The sequence below is a fragment of the Methylomusa anaerophila genome (genome assembly GCF_003966895.1).
GTDB classification, from domain to species: Bacteria; Bacillota; Negativicutes; order Sporomusales; family Sporomusaceae; genus Methylomusa; species Methylomusa anaerophila.
The window spans coordinates 3,464,046-3,480,213 of sequence record NZ_AP018449.1 but is presented as its reverse complement, the minus strand read 5'-3'; the positions used below and the strand labels follow the sequence as shown (position 1 = coordinate 3,480,213).

The window sequence follows — 16,168 nt, the reverse complement described above, 5'->3', positions numbered from 1 at the left end:
ACATGGATAATCTTGCAGTCTTTTTTTCGTCCTGCTTCGTTGTCGTCTCCTTACATATGTCCGATATGCGCGGCTCCTCCGCCTCGCAGGACAAAAAAATCCTTGCAACCTTATCTAATGATTTAAGTGACGCAGAGTACTAGTTTCATCAAACAAGGTTTTCAAATGCTTCCGCCTTTCCCTATACTTTTTGGGCAAATCTCACGCCCATGTCAAAGGCTTTTTGGCAATCTTCAGGGAATACCGCTTCTCGCCTCTTTGCTTTTTTCACAGGATCAAACCTCGGCGCAACCACCTTTGAATAATCCTCAAACTGATAAGTATCAAAACTGTTGAGAGTTTCCGAGTTTCCAAACACACGTCGCAATATATTTTCGTTAAAAACAAGATGGTTTGCAAAGCCAAATTCTTGCATCTGTTCCTCAGTGACATTCATCGTATAAATAAACCCTGTGCTAATTCTCTTGGGAAAAAGCGATTGGGGCTGATCGGAATACATCAAATATTGAAACGCTAGCCGGTCCATGAATGACGCCATCTCGCCTGTTACTCTGCCAAGATAAATGGGTGAACCCAGGATGATAGCATCCGCTTCCTCCACTTTTTTAAAGACCGGCGCCAGATCATCCGGTATTGGACACCGGCCATAGCTCTTTCCGTCTTTGGTTTTGCAGGCGAAACAACTGATACATCCTTTGTAGTTGAGATCATAAAGATGAATCAGTTCCGTCTCAGCCCCCTGTGATGCAGCTCCTTCCAAAGCTTTATTGAGTAGTGTGGCGGTATTCCAGGTCTTCCGCGGACTTCCGTTGAATGCTAATACTTTCATTTTCGCTCTCCTCACTGCTAAATTATTTTATTGCCTCATTATCAATTTTTTCGATCTTAAGCATACTGTCTGTACGAACTATTGCCAGGTTATTTGCAGGGGATTTCGGTCTACCAGCCTTTTATGGGTAAATTGCGGATAACCCACCATGATGCCACCGGTTATACTCATGTTTTCCGGCAGGTTCAAAAGGTTAAGAAGTGGTTGATAACCGGCGGCGGCACAGGCTTCGAAAAATCCGGCCCAGCAGGTTCCTAGACCGATGGATGGCGCGTAAAGTTCCGCATAAGCTAGTGAAAAGTGAGTATTGTCCCGGCCGGTGGGCAAAAAGTTTTTGTCAGCTATGGCCACCACCAGACAAGGAGCATCACGCAAAACAACATCCCGACCGGTTTGACGGTAGCTGGCCACTTGCGCGGCAAGGGACGCCTCAAAGGGTGATCCGGCCCAAGGCGGAGATTGCAATGCCTCTTCTGCCCAGCCAACGATAACGGCGGTAATGCTACGCAGTGTGTTCTGGTTATCGATGACATGATATGCAACTCCTTGCGAATTGCCAGCAGTAGGCGCAAGCCTGGCGATATCCAGAAGCTGCCGAATCTTTTCCCGAGGAACGACCGTCTTTTGATACGCCCGAACGGAACGTCGGCTGCGCAGAAAAAGAGCCGCGGTGTCTGCGTCTAAAACCGGCGCTTTTTCCAATGGTATTTGATTGGCTAATGGTGTATTTACATTGTCCAGGGCATCCGAGGGACAAACAGCCACACAGTGACCGCAGGCAATACAGAGTTGCCTTATAACCTTCGGCCCATGTCCGTCCATACCGATAACACCCAACGGACAGACTTGGGTGCAACGGCCACACTGAGTACATTTTTCCCGGTCAACCTGTATCAATTCCATATTGTCTTTCTCCTCCCTAGTTTCAGCTTTGCCCTTGATATTTTTCTTTTAATTGTATATCATTTAGTCTAAAAGAAAAGTATGCACTTTATAGGTAGATACTATACAAAAGGATAGTGTCATGGCAAATTGCTCAATGAACGAATGCGGCAAGTCAATAATATATACGTTATCTGTAGTCGGCGGTAAGTGGAAATGGATTATAGACGGAAATCGCGGGCGGTATCAATCAAAAATTCGAAGATCTGAAGAAACAACGGATACCGGTCAATTTGCAGGCATTGTACTGGCACCCGCTGATACTGATCAAGAACGAGATGGAATTTATGGATAGTTTAATACAGGATTTAGAAAACCGCCTTTTTGTTTGACCATGTGTGGTAGCGCAGCCCGGCTGGCGCGAACCATACTCATCAAATTGACCTGAAAAATCTCTTCCCAGTCTTGATCTTTCATCTGAAGGAATCCGCCTTCCCGGTACGGTGCGATTGCCATATTGTTGGCCAAAACATCGATCGTGCCGAAGGTGGCCAACCGTTTCCGCGATGAGTTGTGCCGGTCCCTGTGGTTGGCTCAGATCAACCGCTACCGGTTGTAACCGATCGCCATAGTTCAGTTGCTTCAGGGTATCGACATGCCACTGGCCCCCACGACCCGGCTGCCTTCTTCTCGAAAACCGAGCGCCGCTTCCAAGCCTATGCCGGAACTGGCTCCTGTAACGACCACAACTTTTTGACCTAGCCCCAGTTTCATGTTATCAGCTCCTCCCCGCTAAAATAAACGGTCAATATTGAGCCATTCGCTGTTTTGCTCGGTTCTCACCCGCCCCGTTTACTGTAGCCCGCCACTCCCAACTTCTCCCCCATAGCCCGATATTCTCCCAGGCTGTAACCATAAGGCCTTATTTTCTCCAGATCAGGATTGCCGTCGGCTTTAATCGCTTCCTCGTCATAATGCACGGCGACAATTTCGCCGACAAATAGGTCATGGCTGCCGTAATTCAGAACATCTTTTACCCGACATTCGATATTGACGGCGCATTCCTTTATCAAGGGAGCCTTTACCACGGTTGCCGGTAGCGCAGTCAGGCCGGTTTCGGCAAATTTGTTTACGTTTTTCCCGGATACGATGCCGCAGTAATCGACGATCTTGGCTAAATTCTCGGAAGGGACATTGATGACATACTCCTTCGATTCTTCTAACAGCGAATGGGAATATCTCGCCGGATTGACCGCAATGTAGACTACAGCGGGGCTATGGCTGAAAACGCCGGTCCAGGCTATGGTAATAATATTGGGCTCCTTAGCTTCTGTTTTTACGGTTACCAGTACAGTCGGCTCCGGCAATGGCGAAATATTTAAGTGATTCAACATTTTTTTGTTCATTTGATTCACTCCATTTTCCTAAATTTTATGGTATTGGGATCTAACTCTTGCCGTAATAGCATTTGAAAATACATCTTTCATATGCTATCCTCCCTTCATGGTTGAGATATGCTTTACACAGCCAAGTTAATAGACTATAATTCAAATATAGACTTTAGTCTATTATATTTGCGATATCCGGTTCATTCAACCAGCAATATTGAGGCCATAGTCGATTACTCAACCAATTCGATGATTTCGTCTAATAAGGAGAACAAAAATGACCGACCGGCGCATTAAAAAAACACAAGCCGCCATCCAGGCCGCTTTTCCCAAGCTGTTAGCGGAAATGAACATGGAAGATATCACGGTAAAGAGGTTGTGCGAAACAGCCGACATCAACAAGAGCACCTTTTATCTGCATTATAAAGATATCTATGATTGCGCCGACTGTTTGCGGGATACCATCCTCGCTGAGGTCAGCAACGTTTTTGCCCCCTACGATTTCAACGGGATAATCGACAATTTTTCCGGTATATTGAAAAACATTATGAACATATTTGAAGAGAACAGGGACCTTTATATGCCCTTTCTCAAATCGCCGAGCCTCGCCTCCAGTGCCTGCAAAATGAAGCACCTTCTCATCGAGAATATCGTGCAAAGGGTTGATCCCGGCAATCAGGACAATGGAATATCCCGCTGTACGGTTACCTTTGTCATCAGCGGCATTATCAGTGTCCTGGAGCAGCATGATTTTGCCGAAATCAATCAGCGAACCATTTCCGTCCTGGCTGACAAGGTAAAGAACGGATTTATCCAGAGAGCCAACATAAAGGAGCTGTAAGAATGGCACACCTGAAAACTCTCGAAAAACTGATTGCGGGCAACGGGTTTCCCCTGTATGTGTGTGAGGAAGCGGTTATCGCGAAACAGGTGGGACGCTCCAAGAAGCTCTGCCGGATTTTGAGATTTTCTATTCGCTCAAGACCAACCCCCACCCGCCAATCTGCCGCTTCATGAGCCGGGCAGGCCTGGGCGCGGACGCCGCTTCGGCCGGAGAGGTGCGCAAAGCGGTCGACGCCGGCTTCGCTTGCCGGAACATCCTGTATTCTTCGCCGGGAAAAACTCCGGCCGACATTGAACATACGCTCGGAAAAGCCATGCTCGTAGCCGACTCATATAACGAACTGGCTATAATTAATTTGATCAGCCAAAAACGGAACGAAAGGATCGCCGTCAGCCTGCGGATCAATCCCGCCTTCCACATCGGCATGGGGGCCTCGCCGGCAATCACCGCGGGCGCCGCCAGTAAATTCGGGGTGGACGAAGAAAGCCTGTTGCCTAACAAGCATTTTATCGACACGCTGGAATTTATCGAAATCACCGTTATTCACGTCTTTCTGCGCAGCCAGGTCCTGGGTGATGACGCAATATATCAGTATTTTAAACGTTTTTTTGCAATCGCCGCCTTTTGCCAGGAGCAACTGAGCTGGAATCTGTCACTGATAGACTTCGGCGGCGGCTTCGGCGTCCCGTATTCCCCAACCGAGCAACCGCTTGACTGGAGTAATGCCGGCGCTTATGGCTATTCCCTGAGCCCAGCCGATTTTGCCGGACATTCCCGCCCCCGGGAAATCTATCTAAATGCCGCTGGACTTGTTGCCGAAGATTTTCTGTAAATTATCGAACTATGAATCCTTTAGCAACTCTAGGCTTTGCGGCTGATAAAGTAAAGAATGGATCTAGCGAGGATTTATGAAAGTATCATTAGATTGCATATACATAGAGAAGAACCCGAAAGTCGCTATGAGACTTTCGGGTTTCGTCATGCTTGTCCCTTTTTTTTGCGGGATTTAATCACCTTTCTCTATCTCATTCTTTTGTGTTCCCACATACTAGATCAATCACTATCGAAACATTGACATACTTTTTTAGCTCTTTATTACAGTGTTTTTCCCCATTGTCCGTGAATGCCACATGCTTCACAAAGTGCCTAAATCTAAGGATTTTTACGTATCCGCTCTTTGTATCCTCGTTATCGTCTCTATATGTGGCGTCTTCTGCTGCAAAATATGTCCAAACAGCCAGGTCACCACCTCGTCTGTCCCGGCAATTTCAATATAGCCGTTCTTTTGCGCCCCTTTCCCAAATATTTCGCCAGTTCGCATCCAACACTCGGTTTTTCGGCAATCCAAACTCTCATTCAGATTCCCTCCCGTCCGGGCTCGGTTGATCCTCCTGGTGCAGCGAATTTTCCAGCACCGCGGAATCTGACAATCGGGCATATCCCCCGGGATTTGTCGCAACCAGCTGAGCGACCTTTTCCACATCCACCTGTGAAACGGAAAGATTTTCCTTTGCCAAACCCAAGCCAAAGTCTTTGCACTCACGGGTAAACTTTGCCTCTTCTAAATCCCTGATTTTCCTTTGCAGGGTTTTCATTTCCGCAGTTGACTTCTTAAGCCGTTGCTCGGCTTTCTGCCTGCGCCGGTAGAGGATGTCAAGCCGCTCCTCCATCTCGACAATCGTTTTTGGTTTTGCCGTTGTCATCAATCTTCCCCTTCTTTCTTTGCTACTTTGCCTGCGGCAAAGTGCAGATAAAGGCGGCGATCGGTTTCAGAAATAGCACGGCATTTCAAGGCGTACAGAAATCCAACCAATAAGGAAAACTCCTCCCCGCTCCATTCCTCTTTACTCTGCCAGCCGGCCTGTTGCAATGCATCACAGAAAATATGGGCGTGATATTTATGCACCAACGACCGCCTGGCCTTATCCAACTGCTTTAAAGCAAGCTTCCTCTGTTCAATTTTTTTCTCGATTGCCGCTAGCCTATCCATGTCTTTCCACCGCCTTTTTTTCATTATACGAAGCCCGTAAACCCTAGAATAGACGGTGTGCGCAACTCCTACAGCAGCGTGCAACATGATTTTTTCGCAGCCATGTTACACTGAAACTGAAACAGCAGATCGAAACAGAGACAGGCGCACTTATGACTTGACGATTTCGTCAAGTCGCGCCGAGCCCATCTGCCGCTTGCCTGCGGCGGCGCTGAACCTGCAGTTGGCCAATTTTCTCTCAGGGAGGTACGCAGAGCATGGCGCTTTATCACTTTACGATCAAAGACAACAAGACACCGGGCGGCCGCATCATCCTGGCCAGCGATCACGCCGAATACAATCACCGCGAGGGAAAGTATGCAAACCTTGATCAAAAGCGTGCCGGTCATGTCGCGGCTGCAGATCACCTTGACTATATTGCTCGGCAGGAAAACTACAGCCAAAAGGAAGGTTTTATTTGCGGCGGACACCATCTGCCGGCCTGGGCAAACAATTCCCCGAAAGCTTTCTTTCGGGCAGCAGACGCTTATGAAACTTCCGTCCACACCTATAAGGAAATTGAATTCGCTCTGCAAAGCGAACTGACGCTGGAACAAAATCTTGCCCTCGCTCAGGAATTTATCGACAAACATTTGGGGACAGACTACTATTACTCCTATGCTATTCACAACAAACTGGCCGCCATGGGCGAGGGCGAGGAAAACTTGCACTGTCATCTCATGTTTTCACCGCGCAAATTGGATGCCTTGGAAAAAGAAAGCGAACGCCAGCCACGCTGTTTTTTTCAAAAAGCGCGCCGCCTCTATACGCGTAAAGACGGAAGTATCATAGACCAGCGCCGCGAAGGCGGCTGTGCCGTTGCTTCCGTCTGGAATAAGCAAGTAGAAGGCCGAAACCATCTATTGTATCTGCGCGAAGATTTCGCCAATCTAACAAATGCGGCGTTAGAAAAATACGGGCACACCGTTCGCGTCGACCACCGCTCCAATCGTGCCCGCAGGGAGGAAGCCGTCTAACAGGGGGATGTCTTGACGGAGAGGCTCTTTTCCCTGGAACCGGAAAAACACATCGGCCCAACGATTGCAAATACCCCTGATCATCCATTGGTGGTTGCCATGAAAGAACGCCGTGTTCTCCGCAAGTTAGTTAATTGAAGCGGCCGACCGTCTGCAAAAATTACAAAATTATAAAAAGGAACGAAAATCAAAAAGGCTAACCGAACAGGCGGATGGTCAACTACAAAACACATCGGCTGAAGCCTCCCTTCTCCTTCCCCTGATCTCACCGCTGCGCAAAAAGTAACGGACCTCGCCTACCAAAGCATCCGGCATTTCGGCGAATGCCTGGCTGCCGAACATTTTTCGGAAATGGGCCAACAGGAAAAGGAGCTTTTTCAAACCATTAAAGAGATACATCGCGATAGGCAATCTTTATCTAATACCCTTGAAGCACTCCGCGAAAAATACAGTGAAGAACAAGACTATCTTGTCAGCTTACAAAAGCAGGAAAATAAAACTTTATCCCAACAAATTACCTACTGCGAATCAGCACTGACCATCTTGTCTAAATTATGGGTATCGCATCGCCAAGAAAATTGAAGATCAGGTTTTTATCGCAGATAATACAACTTTTGCCATTTGAATGCGCCTCACACGTCCCGAGAATATAGCCGAAAAGAGTCTTGTGGAATTTCAATCATAAAATGGCCTCCTTCATAAAAAATGTGTGAAAGCGCCAGGGTCACACAACCAATTTAGGAAGGCTCTTTCTTATAATGAAGCAAAACAAAAAATAGTTACCAAACCCACTCTCATGCATTCAGCCTAAAAGCGGATTTGGTTTCACTGTAAATCGACTAAAAGGCAAAATGCTTTTTAATCTATTTCATATCACTGTTTATAAAGGGGCCAAATTTTAATCCAATCCCTTCTCTTTAAGAAATTTGGAAAGCTCATCGGCGATTTCAACATTGTTCAAGTCTGAGAACGGAAAGTGGGTATTGCCATGAATGCCAATTTCAGGCAAATGCACTACCGTTGCATCACCGCCATGACGGTTCACAGCACTTTTTTTGCTACTTCTTTGCCCTATACAAATTTGAGCGCCATTTTTCGTTTTCAAAATGCTATGAATGCTGGATTTTCGTCAGAGACCACCACAGAACTTTTTCGCCACGTTGTTCTACGGTTGTTGTAGTAAAAACTGATTGAGGGACGACAAATCGAAGGGAAAACCTCGGTTTCCGACCGGCATGGCCGACCCTCGTTAGTCAGTTGTATCCTATAAAACAGTCCTCCAGCAGCAACCACTTACCTGGTCTGCGACTGCCACCACCATACAGTGGTGGTCTTTTTTTACCATGGCCAGCAACGGTCTGGCATATGGCGCAGGCTCCGGTTTTGCCGACCTGGAATTGCCGGGGGCCATGACAAACTAATGTTACTAAATCCGATTGACATTTCCCCATTCACACATCATATTCAGCACGGGAATAAGAGACTTGCCCCGCTCGGATAAACGATACTCCACTTTGGGCGGAACTTGCGGATACTCTTTTCGTATAATCAACTGATCAGCCTCTAATTCTTTCAGCGTAGTGTTCAAGGTTTTAAATGATATAGTACCGATACATTTTTTAAGTTCATTAAATCGCATTACCTCTTTGTATTCCACAAGCCAATACAGGATAGTCATTTTATATTTTCCACCGATGACAGATAAGGTATAACCAAAACCGGTATCTTTAATAGCAACGCCGGTCGGACTACAGCTTTCAATTCCCATTTCACACTCTCCCGTCGGTTAGTATATAACGCCAACGTGCGTACTTCTTTTTCGCCTTATTGTATATTAGACTTATATCAGTAGTCAATAAATAAAGCGAAGCCGAAAGGAGAATTACCATGAGCAAAAAACTTCTGGTATTAACGGGCAGCCCCCGCGAAGGCGGCAACAGCGATTTATTAGCGGGTGCTTTTATAAAAGGCGCAGAGCAATCCTTACACAGCGTCGAGCGTTTTGATGCAGGCCGAAAAAAAATAATGGGGTGTAGAGCCTGCGGCACCTGCTTTAAAAAGGGAACAGCCTGCTCTTTTGACGATGATTTTAATTCTCTCGCACCTTTGTTGCAAAAAGCAGAAGCGCTCGTTTTTGTAACGCCCTTGTATTGGTTTACGTTTACCGCCCAGCTAAAAGCCGCTATCGACAAACTGGAATCGTTTATTGCGGGCGAGCGGCCTTTGCAGATTAAGGAATGTATGCTGCTCGCCTGCGGGGCAACTGAAAAGGAAGAAGAATTTAGCGGCCTAATTGCATCTTATCAGCATATAGCCAGCTATCAGCAATGGCAGGATAAAGGCTTTCTAATCGTATCTAAGGTTTCGGCAAAAGGCGATATCCTGTATACCGACGCACTTGCAAAAGCCGAACAACTTGGCAGAGAATTTTAAAGAGCTGTTTTTTGATTCAACAGACTTATCCTGTGACCCTTTTGATTCTTAGTCAAGGTTTGACTCCATATTACGTTTCAAAACGCCGGATATTTGTCACTGCTAGATTTTCATCACAGAACTTTTCAACGTGGTTGTTGTAAAATTGTTGTCAGAATCTTTATGTATTTGTAACCATTTCCCTATTTTAATGAATTCTCACTTTCCACTGCCGAACTTCATCCATTGTTTCACGCTCCTTTATCTTTTTTGCTGTTATTTATCAATGACAGAGTATGCAAATCTCCTTCATTTTAACAAATTCGGTTTCGCCGATATCACCATCACCGGCTTTTCCCTGTATTTTAGTGAACTAATATCGCCTGCTGTCCTGCCATAACCGCTTGCTTCATTTATTTAGACAGCAACCCCCGCCTTAATTGGTTTTTCACTGAATTCCTGGTAATGATCAACTGTTTCACCTATGCCATGAGTGACCTGAATGACACCTTTTATCTTCCTTTTTCCGCCAGATTATGCCGGGCATATATTTCTACATCACCCTAATATAAATTCATGTTCTTCAACAATAAGATCATCTCTGAAATAAAATATATCGCACGATCTTTCTCCAAGATTGTTTTTCAAAATAGCAACAAGCTTATGTCCATCCGAACTTTTATACACTGCTTCACAAACAAATGTGTTATCACTGTTCTTATACGCTTCCATTATTGCTGATAAATATGCTTCTACTTTTTCATAAACTACCATTGTTTGTTTAGAATGTAAAACCCATACTATATCGGGTGAAAGAAAACTACGGTATTTTTCCCAATCTCGCTTATTCTCGGCATCGAAAAAAGCGCGCAATATGCTTTGTGTATCCACTAACATCACCCATTCAATTCTCAATTCAAGTGCTCGCTCTAGCCTTTTCTTCATAATTACAATCACAACTGTTTTACATCAACGATTGCAATTCCAGGATAAAGTAACTAAGGGCTTAAAGCAAATCAGAAGGACAATATTGCCAATCAGACATTTAATTAATACGATAAAGCGGAATTTCTCTTCCCGCTATGTTTGGAAAGAACATATGATAAACTCAGCTCCGATTTTATCATAAAATCCGGCAGCATTAGGATCAACTAAGATGTTAATTGTCCTTACTCCATTTTCTCGTTGTGTATTTATTAGATGCTTCATTAAATTGCTGCCAATTCCCTGGTTTTAAAAACGGGGATCAATAAAAATATGGTCCTAATAAGTATCGCTTCCATATAACAACAGAATAGAACCCAATATTCCATCCTCATTGTCTGAGATCAGAAAGCCGTAAAACAGAAGGTCGATAAGTCGCCGTTTGTGGAATTGCAGATCCGCAGCAACCAAGGGTTTCAATACACCTCACAAGCATATTTTAACCTGATTAAAGAATATGGCATTACACCCTCCATGTCAAGACGAGGAAACCCTTATGACAACGCAATGGCTGAGAATTTTTTCGCGATCCTGAAAACGGAATACATTTACCGGCAGAAAATTCAAAACTTTGAGCACGCGCAGACGCTCATCGATGATTACATCCATTATTACAACTTTGAGCGCTTTCAAATGAAATACCGACGAGCACCGCTTGAAAAGCGGCGCCAATCGGCGTAAATTAGCAATATTCTGCGATAGGCTTTTCTTTTCTCTGTCTGTTTTCTCTGGTGCGTTTCATTTCCCGGAGGCCAATAAAACCAGTCAACCAATTTTATTTGTACCGAGCCACGTGTTGCTGAAGAATTTTAGTGCTGTTATTGACACTATCTAATACAGAAGATAATTCTTGAGTGGTAGCAGCTTGCTCCTGACTAATCGCTCCTGTTATTTCCACTGACTGATTAAGAGCGGTAACAGCTTGTTCTATTTCCTTTAAAGTCGTTTGAATGCTTTTCGTTGCTTCCTGCGATTGATCTGCTAGTTTGCGGACTTCTTCTGCTACAACAGAAAACCCCCGCCCTTGCTCGCCAGCGCGTGCCGCCTCAATTGCAGCATTTAGGCTTGGCTGACAAAAGAAGATGGAGAGAAATGCTTCCTGTTTGCATATTTGCTTTTCTACTTGGAGAAATTTCTGATTGCATTACACACTACTTTCCTTATTGGGGTAGTGGTAGCATTCGTGTCATGTACTGAAAAGTAAATGGAATTTATCGGAATAAAGATTTGACCGTTTATTCTTCACTAGGTCGCTGACTGCTGGAGATAGTAACCGCGTCAGCGGTATAAGTGGTATAAGTGGTATAACAATTTAATGCCCATTCTGACAATTTTGAAAGTACTGGAATCAGCCTTTTTCCGGCATCAGTTAACGAATACTCTACTTTTGGAGGCACCTGTACAAATATCTTTCTAATTACGAGACCGTCATTCTCTAACTCTCTAAGTTGCAATGTCAGCATTCTTTGTGTGACGCCTGGCAATTTTCTTTTTAATTCGCAAAAGCGTAAGGTATTTTCACCTAGATACCAAATAATTATACATTTCCATTTACCGCCAATGAGAGAAAGTGTTAATTCCATTGAACATTGATAAGAGGCACCTTTATACTCAATCATCATGATACTCCCTTTTTTAGTATAAAAATAGATACTATGTCACATAAATGTGCGTACTAGCAAATAGTAAAATTATATTTTATTATTATACCATACATTTAGTAGAGGAGAGGAGAGGGATTGTATGGTTATTGAAAGCAGCGTGGCTGAAAAAGAAGCAGTATTAGATGTCGCTGAAAAAATGTGCGTAGCTGCGAGAACGGCGCCAAAAACAAGAGGAATTGACCGTATCATAACAGCAATTTTGACGGAAATAGATCTAGAAAAGTTGGCTACTAAAATGGATGCGTTAGGGCATAAACATGATAAGCAATTTTGCACGCGAAACATACGCGACGCTAAAAGTGTGAGAAATTCGGATGCGGTCGTTCTAATTGGAACAAAAACAAAACCGAGAGGCATTACTTTCTGCGGTTTTTGCGGTTTTGAGAATTGCAGTGAAACTCAACAAAAAGGAGGTCACTGTGCGTTTGATGATATTGATTTGGGAATTGCCATCGGCAGCGCAGTTTCCATAGCGGCCGATAATAGGATTGATAACCGCATAATGTTCTCAATAGGAAAAACAGCAATGGAAATGCGCTTGCTGGGTAATGACGTGAATAAAATTTTAGGAATTCCACTGTCGGTATCAGGTAAAAATAAATATTTTGATTTAGGAGCCTTCCACCCAAGCACAACTGTATAATATTTTCAGCAAATGTTTTCGTCGCAAGAGGATCGGCTGCGAAGCAATAGCGCGACAACTTATGATTGGTAAGTACACACAAAACAAAGATGAATTTCATGCCTTATGGTATGATTCAATGAATCTGTCACAATACACTTGTGACAGATTCATTGAAAGTCTGCAATCACAGACATAGCAAGGGGTTGCGGGCTTTTATTAATCAACGCATAAAGCATCCTTGCCTTCTAATATGTCATATTATATTATTATGTATGACATATTAAAAGGTGAGAATAATGATGGAGTTTGTGGAGCCGATTAGGGATAAAAAACAAATAGATAATATGAAGCGTTACCTCAAAGAGCGGAATTTGCGCGACTGGCTGCTGTTTTTATTAGGCATAAATAATGGTCTTCGAATTGTCTCTAGTGGCATAGGCAAATTCCGTTGCACCATACAGCACAAGATCCGCTCGATCTCCATACGGGGTTGTTCCGTCCTTTTTTAGTCATCAAATAGCCGGATGAAACTAATCTCATTAGTTTCATCCGGCTATTTGTAACTCAAATTTGAGAAATACGGAACAAAACCAATTCCGAGTTCCTCCACTGGTATTTTTCAGTCCAACCTCAGATTGGGTCTTTTTGATGCCAACAATGTTACCGGCTATTCAAAACCGCGCGCAGCACATCTTGAGCATTATCGGCTTCCTGCCTGCCCACTCTCGTTTCGAGCACGGTTATCAGGCTCCTCAGCTGCGCTTCGGTCAGCCCCACATTCAATCCCACATTGAAATGGGAACGAAGCTGGTTATTAACGCCGTTCATGCTGGCCAAGGCCGAAATGGTCGCGATCTCCCTGCTCTGGAAATCCAGGTTGTCGCGTCCGAAGATATCCCCAAACAAATGTCCTTTTAGAAACTGATCAATGGCGGGAGCAAAGGTGTAGATTGCCCCGCTGGCGGGGGCACCTATCAGGCTTGTCTGAACTTCTGTGCCAAGTTCGATGCTGCTTTTATTATCAGGCAAGGGACTTGCTTCCCTGCCCAATTCATCCTTGATACCTTTGGCTTCCCGTTCTTTCATTACGCTCATGAAGGTATTGATTCCATTTAAGCTGCGTGGAAATCCACAATAAGCGTACATCTGCACAAGAATTTCTTTAATTTCATTTACAGTCAAACCAGCATCCAAGCCTTCGTTTAACGCAGTTTTTAGCCCTTCTAAATCGCCTTTGGCAGTAAAAGCCGCAATCGTAACAATACCTTGTTGTTTGGCAGACAGATCCTGAGCACCTGCCGCCTGCGAAACCGGAGTTAACCCGACTAATGAGAAGAAAATTCCTGCCAGAAATATGGCAATTTTATGTTTCATCCACATTACCTCTCTTTGTTTTCAAGTTTATTTCCGATACTCTTCATCGCTGACCTTTTCCAGCCAATCAACGCTTTTGCCATTGACTACGCCGGTAATAGCCATATGGGTCATGGGTGTGGTTGGCGATGCTCCATGCCAATGCTTGACGCCGGGCGGGCACCAAATGACATCGCCGGCGTGGACTTCTACAATCGGACCACCCCACTCCTGTGTCCAGCCAACACCATAAGTAACGACCAGTCGCTGCCCTGCCGGGTGGGTGTGCCAGGCGGAGCGGGCTCCGGATTCAAAAGTAACGTAATTGCCCGAAAATGGAGTCAAATCGCTTACGGAAAATAAAGGATCAACACGTACATTGCCGGTAAAATATTGACTTGAACCTTGGTAGGAAGCCTGTGCACCGGCTCGGGTGACTGTTTGCGAATTTATATTTGCTTCGGCAGCTACGCTGTTGCCCGTAAAAGCGCCCGCAGAAACGAGCAGAGAAAGCGATAGGATTAGGTAGTGTAAAATAGATTGTGCTTTTGCCAATAGCCGAACAAGGCTATACAATAGAATCAAGGGGGCAGAAGCATGGCCATACTTACAAAAGAACAGATACGCGAACTCATTAAAGAACGGAATATGAAAACTACGGAGGATGTATCCTCCATGCTCAGGGATCTGTTTGGCGAGGCTATTCAGGAAATCATGGAAGCTGAGCTAGATACCCCGTTAGGCTACACCAAAAACGAGAATTCTGCTAAGACCGGTGCGAATCGCCGTAACGGCCACAGTAAAAAAACAGTGATAAGCGAATATGGCGATACCGAAATCCAAGTTCCCCGTGACCGCGATGGTGAACATGAGCCCATAATTATAAAAAAGCATCAAAAAAACTTAACGGGTATCGAAGAACAGGTAATTGCCCTCTATAGGAAAGGAATGACAGTCCGCGATATCCAGGATCATCTTAACCGCCTATACGGAGTAGAGATATCACCAACCCTCATTTCCAATGTGACAAATAAATTAATGCCCCTCATTAAAGAATGGCAAAATCGTCCCCTGGAAAAGACCTATGCGGTGGTATTTTTAGATGCTATTTACTATAAAGTCCGCCAGGAAGGTGCTATTGTTAATAAAGCATCTTACATGGTCATTGGAATTGACCTGGATGGTCGCAAGGATGTGCTGGGCATGTGGATTGGCGAACATGAAACCGCTAAATTCTGGCTGGTTGTACTCAACGAGCTGAGAAATCGCGGAGTTCAGGACATCCTGGTTTGCTGTGTCGACAACTTAAGAGGATTTACCGAAGCCATTGCCGCCTGCTTTCCGGTCAAATCTTCACTTTCTTAGCGGTAGCTAAAGCACAAAACTATTTACAGACCCCTTACATCGAATGTGTTTTCTCAAATAATGGTTGCAATTCCAATGATACTGCTATATGAACTCAGCATCCTCCTGGTAAGATATGTACTTCACAAATAGCAAGGTCCTGTATAGCAAACTTTTCCTTGCTGTACAGGACCTTGTTTTGTTAGGAATATATATATTCCATAATAGGTAAAATACTTCTAATATTTTTTTGGCATACATGCTCCAATCTCCTTGTTGTTATTCCTTGTAACTATTAAACACTCAATTTTATAATCCAAGCGTTTCAGCGTATCCAGCATCTCTTCCGTTCTTTTTTGGAGCAGTTGACGCTGCTCAATAAGCAGTTTTTTTCTCTCCTCAACGGTTTCTTCACCCTTTTGAAAAAGGGCAACATATTTAATCAACACTTCAACTGTAAGGCCTGCATCTCGCATACATTTGATAAATTCGACCCAATTGCAGTCTTCTTCCGTATAATCCCTGTTCCCACTTTTATTGCGGTTCACACGAGGAATCAGTCCAACACGTTCATAGTAACGAAGAGTATCTTGTGAAATATCAAATTTTTGACTTACTTCTGAAATCGTCATACAAATTCACCTCCTGATTGTCTAATTTAAAATATTATATTACTTTAAGTCAACTCCAAGTCAAGAGTAAACAAAAAAATTTCTGCAATATTTTTATAGTTTACAGATTATGCTGAAATTATAAATTATGAAACAAATCCTCGCAAATTGAAAAATTACGAAAAAAATTATTAAAAACACTTGACTTGGAGCTAACTTAAAGTTG

The 16,168-nt window shown here is 44.2% G+C and carries 24 protein-coding genes and 3 pseudogenes; 10 read left to right on the top strand and 17 right to left on the bottom strand.

Annotation, left to right across the window (positions count from 1 at the left end):
- Window positions 1–181: 181 nt before the first annotated feature.
- The 5 genes from MAMMFC1_RS15850 to MAMMFC1_RS15825 form a co-directional block, all read right to left on the bottom strand.
- A complete protein-coding gene (locus MAMMFC1_RS15850) occupies window positions 182–829 on the bottom strand; it encodes a flavodoxin family protein (protein ID WP_126309419.1) in 648 nt (215 codons plus the stop codon).
- A 78-nt stretch (window positions 830–907) separates the two neighbouring features.
- Entirely contained in the window at window positions 908–1,732 is an 825-nt protein-coding gene (locus tag MAMMFC1_RS15845; protein ID WP_126309417.1) for a nitroreductase family protein, read from the bottom strand.
- 324 nt (window positions 1,733–2,056) lie between these two features.
- Window positions 2,057–2,266 (bottom strand): SDR family NAD(P)-dependent oxidoreductase, encoded by a 210-nt coding sequence (locus tag MAMMFC1_RS15835; protein ID WP_126309415.1) that lies wholly within the window; start codon window positions 2,264–2,266, stop codon window positions 2,057–2,059.
- An 87-nt stretch (window positions 2,267–2,353) separates the two neighbouring features.
- Window positions 2,354–2,485, bottom strand: a complete 132-nt coding sequence (locus MAMMFC1_RS15830) for an SDR family NAD(P)-dependent oxidoreductase (RefSeq protein ID WP_197723839.1) — start codon at window positions 2,483–2,485, stop codon at window positions 2,354–2,356.
- A gap of 65 nt (window positions 2,486–2,550) precedes the next feature.
- Window positions 2,551–3,117, bottom strand: a complete 567-nt coding sequence (locus MAMMFC1_RS15825) for a flavin reductase family protein (RefSeq protein ID WP_126309413.1) — start codon at window positions 3,115–3,117, stop codon at window positions 2,551–2,553.
- Between the two features lie 259 nt (window positions 3,118–3,376).
- On the opposite strand from MAMMFC1_RS15825, the gene MAMMFC1_RS15820 reads away from it, so the two are divergent.
- Window positions 3,377–3,940: a TetR/AcrR family transcriptional regulator gene (locus MAMMFC1_RS15820; protein WP_126309411.1), complete on the top strand. Its 564-nt coding sequence runs from the start codon at window positions 3,377–3,379 to the stop codon at window positions 3,938–3,940.
- A 109-nt stretch (window positions 3,941–4,049) separates the two neighbouring features.
- Complete coding sequence (locus MAMMFC1_RS15815; RefSeq protein WP_126309409.1) at window positions 4,050–4,775, top strand: type III PLP-dependent enzyme domain-containing protein; 726 nt, start codon at window positions 4,050–4,052, stop codon at window positions 4,773–4,775.
- A gap of 330 nt (window positions 4,776–5,105) precedes the next feature.
- Here MAMMFC1_RS15815 and MAMMFC1_RS21580 read toward each other — a convergent pair whose 3' ends face one another.
- Genes MAMMFC1_RS21580 through MAMMFC1_RS15805 form a run of 3 tightly spaced genes read right to left on the bottom strand, consistent with a single transcriptional unit; the run spans window position 5,106 to window position 5,933 of the window.
- Complete coding sequence (locus MAMMFC1_RS21580) at window positions 5,106–5,264, bottom strand: hypothetical protein (RefSeq protein ID WP_158618793.1); 159 nt, start codon at window positions 5,262–5,264, stop codon at window positions 5,106–5,108.
- A 31-nt stretch (window positions 5,265–5,295) separates the two neighbouring features.
- Window positions 5,296–5,646 carry a hypothetical protein gene (locus MAMMFC1_RS15810; RefSeq protein ID WP_126309407.1) on the bottom strand — a complete coding sequence of 117 codons (351 nt, stop codon included), beginning with the start codon at window positions 5,644–5,646 and terminating at the stop codon, window positions 5,296–5,298.
- On the bottom strand, window positions 5,646–5,933 hold the full coding sequence (locus MAMMFC1_RS15805) for a hypothetical protein (protein WP_126309405.1): 288 nt from the start codon (window positions 5,931–5,933) through the stop codon (window positions 5,646–5,648). The genes MAMMFC1_RS15810 and MAMMFC1_RS15805 overlap by 1 nt, the downstream gene beginning before the upstream one ends.
- Window positions 5,934–6,190: 257 nt before the next feature.
- Between MAMMFC1_RS15805 and MAMMFC1_RS15800 the strand changes: the two genes are divergently transcribed.
- The 3 genes from MAMMFC1_RS15800 (at window position 6,191) to MAMMFC1_RS15795 (ending at window position 7,531) form a co-directional block, all read left to right on the top strand.
- Window positions 6,191–6,949 (top strand): MobA/MobL family protein, encoded by a 759-nt coding sequence (locus MAMMFC1_RS15800; protein WP_126309403.1) that lies wholly within the window; start codon window positions 6,191–6,193, stop codon window positions 6,947–6,949.
- A gap of 12 nt (window positions 6,950–6,961) precedes the next feature.
- Window positions 6,962–7,087, top strand: coding sequence for a hypothetical protein (locus MAMMFC1_RS22730; protein ID WP_269471843.1), 126 nt, complete (start codon window positions 6,962–6,964; stop codon window positions 7,085–7,087).
- Between the two features lie 213 nt (window positions 7,088–7,300).
- Window positions 7,301–7,531, top strand: coding sequence for a hypothetical protein (locus MAMMFC1_RS15795; protein ID WP_126309401.1), 231 nt, complete (start codon window positions 7,301–7,303; stop codon window positions 7,529–7,531).
- Between the two features lie 316 nt (window positions 7,532–7,847).
- Here the strand turns inward: MAMMFC1_RS15795 and MAMMFC1_RS15790 are convergent, their stop codons facing one another.
- Window positions 7,848–8,054 carry a hypothetical protein gene (locus MAMMFC1_RS15790; RefSeq protein WP_126309399.1) on the bottom strand — a complete coding sequence of 69 codons (207 nt, stop codon included), beginning with the start codon at window positions 8,052–8,054 and terminating at the stop codon, window positions 7,848–7,850.
- Window positions 8,055–8,375: 321 nt separating this feature from the next.
- A complete protein-coding gene (locus tag MAMMFC1_RS15785) occupies window positions 8,376–8,717 on the bottom strand; it encodes a winged helix-turn-helix transcriptional regulator (protein WP_126309397.1) in 342 nt (113 codons plus the stop codon).
- A gap of 119 nt (window positions 8,718–8,836) precedes the next feature.
- Here MAMMFC1_RS15785 and MAMMFC1_RS15780 point away from each other — a divergent pair, with 119 nt between their 5' ends.
- The gene (locus MAMMFC1_RS15780) at window positions 8,837–9,382 is read left to right on the top strand and encodes a flavodoxin family protein (protein WP_126309395.1); all 546 of its coding nucleotides are present in this window, start codon (window positions 8,837–8,839) and stop codon (window positions 9,380–9,382) included.
- A 537-nt stretch (window positions 9,383–9,919) separates the two neighbouring features.
- Here the strand turns inward: MAMMFC1_RS15780 and MAMMFC1_RS15775 are convergent.
- Both MAMMFC1_RS15775 and MAMMFC1_RS22970 read right to left on the bottom strand, forming a co-directional pair.
- Window positions 9,920–10,306: a nuclear transport factor 2 family protein gene (locus MAMMFC1_RS15775; RefSeq protein WP_197723838.1), complete on the bottom strand. Its 387-nt coding sequence runs from the start codon at window positions 10,304–10,306 to the stop codon at window positions 9,920–9,922.
- 135 nt (window positions 10,307–10,441) lie between these two features.
- A complete protein-coding gene (locus MAMMFC1_RS22970; RefSeq protein WP_408631251.1) occupies window positions 10,442–10,585 on the bottom strand; it encodes a GNAT family N-acetyltransferase in 144 nt (47 codons plus the stop codon).
- A gap of 144 nt (window positions 10,586–10,729) precedes the next feature.
- Here MAMMFC1_RS22970 and MAMMFC1_RS15765 point away from each other — a divergent pair, with 144 nt between their 5' ends.
- Window positions 10,730–11,026 (top strand): integrase core domain-containing protein, encoded by a 297-nt coding sequence (locus MAMMFC1_RS15765; protein WP_126309390.1) that lies wholly within the window; start codon window positions 10,730–10,732, stop codon window positions 11,024–11,026.
- A 94-nt stretch (window positions 11,027–11,120) separates the two neighbouring features.
- Here the strand turns inward: MAMMFC1_RS15765 and MAMMFC1_RS15760 are convergent.
- Window positions 11,121–11,411: pseudogene (locus MAMMFC1_RS15760) on the bottom strand (methyl-accepting chemotaxis protein); the annotation flags it as partial.
- A gap of 169 nt (window positions 11,412–11,580) precedes the next feature.
- On the bottom strand, window positions 11,581–11,964 hold the full coding sequence (locus MAMMFC1_RS15755) for a winged helix-turn-helix transcriptional regulator (RefSeq protein ID WP_126310651.1): 384 nt from the start codon (window positions 11,962–11,964) through the stop codon (window positions 11,581–11,583).
- A 124-nt stretch (window positions 11,965–12,088) separates the two neighbouring features.
- Here MAMMFC1_RS15755 and MAMMFC1_RS15750 point away from each other — a divergent pair, with 124 nt between their 5' ends.
- On the top strand, window positions 12,089–12,652 hold the full coding sequence (locus MAMMFC1_RS15750; protein WP_126309388.1) for a ferredoxin domain-containing protein: 564 nt from the start codon (window positions 12,089–12,091) through the stop codon (window positions 12,650–12,652).
- 642 nt (window positions 12,653–13,294) lie between these two features.
- Here the strand turns inward: MAMMFC1_RS15750 and MAMMFC1_RS15740 are convergent.
- Together MAMMFC1_RS15740 and MAMMFC1_RS15735 are read right to left on the bottom strand one after the other, a co-directional pair.
- Window positions 13,295–14,008 (bottom strand): carboxymuconolactone decarboxylase family protein, encoded by a 714-nt coding sequence (locus MAMMFC1_RS15740; protein WP_126309386.1) that lies wholly within the window; start codon window positions 14,006–14,008, stop codon window positions 13,295–13,297.
- A 27-nt stretch (window positions 14,009–14,035) separates the two neighbouring features.
- Window positions 14,036–14,563 (bottom strand): (R)-mandelonitrile lyase, encoded by a 528-nt coding sequence (locus MAMMFC1_RS15735; protein WP_197723837.1) that lies wholly within the window; start codon window positions 14,561–14,563, stop codon window positions 14,036–14,038.
- A 21-nt stretch (window positions 14,564–14,584) separates the two neighbouring features.
- Here MAMMFC1_RS15735 and MAMMFC1_RS15730 point away from each other — a divergent pair.
- Together MAMMFC1_RS15730 and MAMMFC1_RS22425 are read left to right on the top strand one after the other, a co-directional pair.
- Window positions 14,585–15,331, top strand: a pseudogene (locus tag MAMMFC1_RS15730) (IS256 family transposase); the annotation flags it as partial.
- A gap of 57 nt (window positions 15,332–15,388) precedes the next feature.
- Window positions 15,389–15,484 (top strand): annotated as a pseudogene (locus MAMMFC1_RS22425) (twin-arginine translocase subunit TatC); the annotation flags it as partial.
- Between the two features lie 86 nt (window positions 15,485–15,570).
- On the opposite strand, the gene MAMMFC1_RS15725 reads toward MAMMFC1_RS22425, so the two are convergent.
- The gene (locus MAMMFC1_RS15725; RefSeq protein WP_126309382.1) at window positions 15,571–15,963 is read right to left on the bottom strand and encodes a MerR family transcriptional regulator; all 393 of its coding nucleotides are present in this window, start codon (window positions 15,961–15,963) and stop codon (window positions 15,571–15,573) included.
- Between the last annotated feature and the right edge of the window lie 205 nt (window positions 15,964–16,168).

Coding starts and splice junctions, on each gene's coding strand:
- MAMMFC1_RS15775 (WP_197723838.1), bottom strand. CDS start 10,306: ATGAAGAAAAGGCTAGAGCGAGCACTTGAATTGAGAATTGAATGGGTG.
- MAMMFC1_RS15800 (WP_126309403.1), top strand. CDS start 6,191: ATGGCGCTTTATCACTTTACGATCAAAGACAACAAGACACCGGGCGGC.
- MAMMFC1_RS15755 (WP_126310651.1), bottom strand. CDS start 11,964: ATGATTGAGTATAAAGGTGCCTCTTATCAATGTTCAATGGAATTAACA.
- MAMMFC1_RS15850 (WP_126309419.1), bottom strand. CDS start 829: ATGAAAGTATTAGCATTCAACGGAAGTCCGCGGAAGACCTGGAATACC.
- MAMMFC1_RS15725 (WP_126309382.1), bottom strand. CDS start 15,963: ATGACGATTTCAGAAGTAAGTCAAAAATTTGATATTTCACAAGATACT.
- MAMMFC1_RS15740 (WP_126309386.1), bottom strand. CDS start 14,008: ATGAAACATAAAATTGCCATATTTCTGGCAGGAATTTTCTTCTCATTA.
- MAMMFC1_RS15820 (WP_126309411.1), top strand. CDS start 3,377: ATGACCGACCGGCGCATTAAAAAAACACAAGCCGCCATCCAGGCCGCT.
- MAMMFC1_RS15805 (WP_126309405.1), bottom strand. CDS start 5,933: ATGGATAGGCTAGCGGCAATCGAGAAAAAAATTGAACAGAGGAAGCTT.
- MAMMFC1_RS15795 (WP_126309401.1), top strand. CDS start 7,301: ATGGGCCAACAGGAAAAGGAGCTTTTTCAAACCATTAAAGAGATACAT.
- MAMMFC1_RS15825 (WP_126309413.1), bottom strand. CDS start 3,117: ATGAACAAAAAAATGTTGAATCACTTAAATATTTCGCCATTGCCGGAG.
- MAMMFC1_RS15785 (WP_126309397.1), bottom strand. CDS start 8,717: ATGGGAATTGAAAGCTGTAGTCCGACCGGCGTTGCTATTAAAGATACC.
- MAMMFC1_RS21580 (WP_158618793.1), bottom strand. CDS start 5,264: ATGCGAACTGGCGAAATATTTGGGAAAGGGGCGCAAAAGAACGGCTAT.
- MAMMFC1_RS15810 (WP_126309407.1), bottom strand. CDS start 5,646: ATGACAACGGCAAAACCAAAAACGATTGTCGAGATGGAGGAGCGGCTT.
- MAMMFC1_RS15830 (WP_197723839.1), bottom strand. CDS start 2,485: ATGAAACTGGGGCTAGGTCAAAAAGTTGTGGTCGTTACAGGAGCCAGT.
- MAMMFC1_RS15780 (WP_126309395.1), top strand. CDS start 8,837: ATGAGCAAAAAACTTCTGGTATTAACGGGCAGCCCCCGCGAAGGCGGC.
- MAMMFC1_RS15750 (WP_126309388.1), top strand. CDS start 12,089: ATGGTTATTGAAAGCAGCGTGGCTGAAAAAGAAGCAGTATTAGATGTC.
- MAMMFC1_RS15845 (WP_126309417.1), bottom strand. CDS start 1,732: ATGGAATTGATACAGGTTGACCGGGAAAAATGTACTCAGTGTGGCCGT.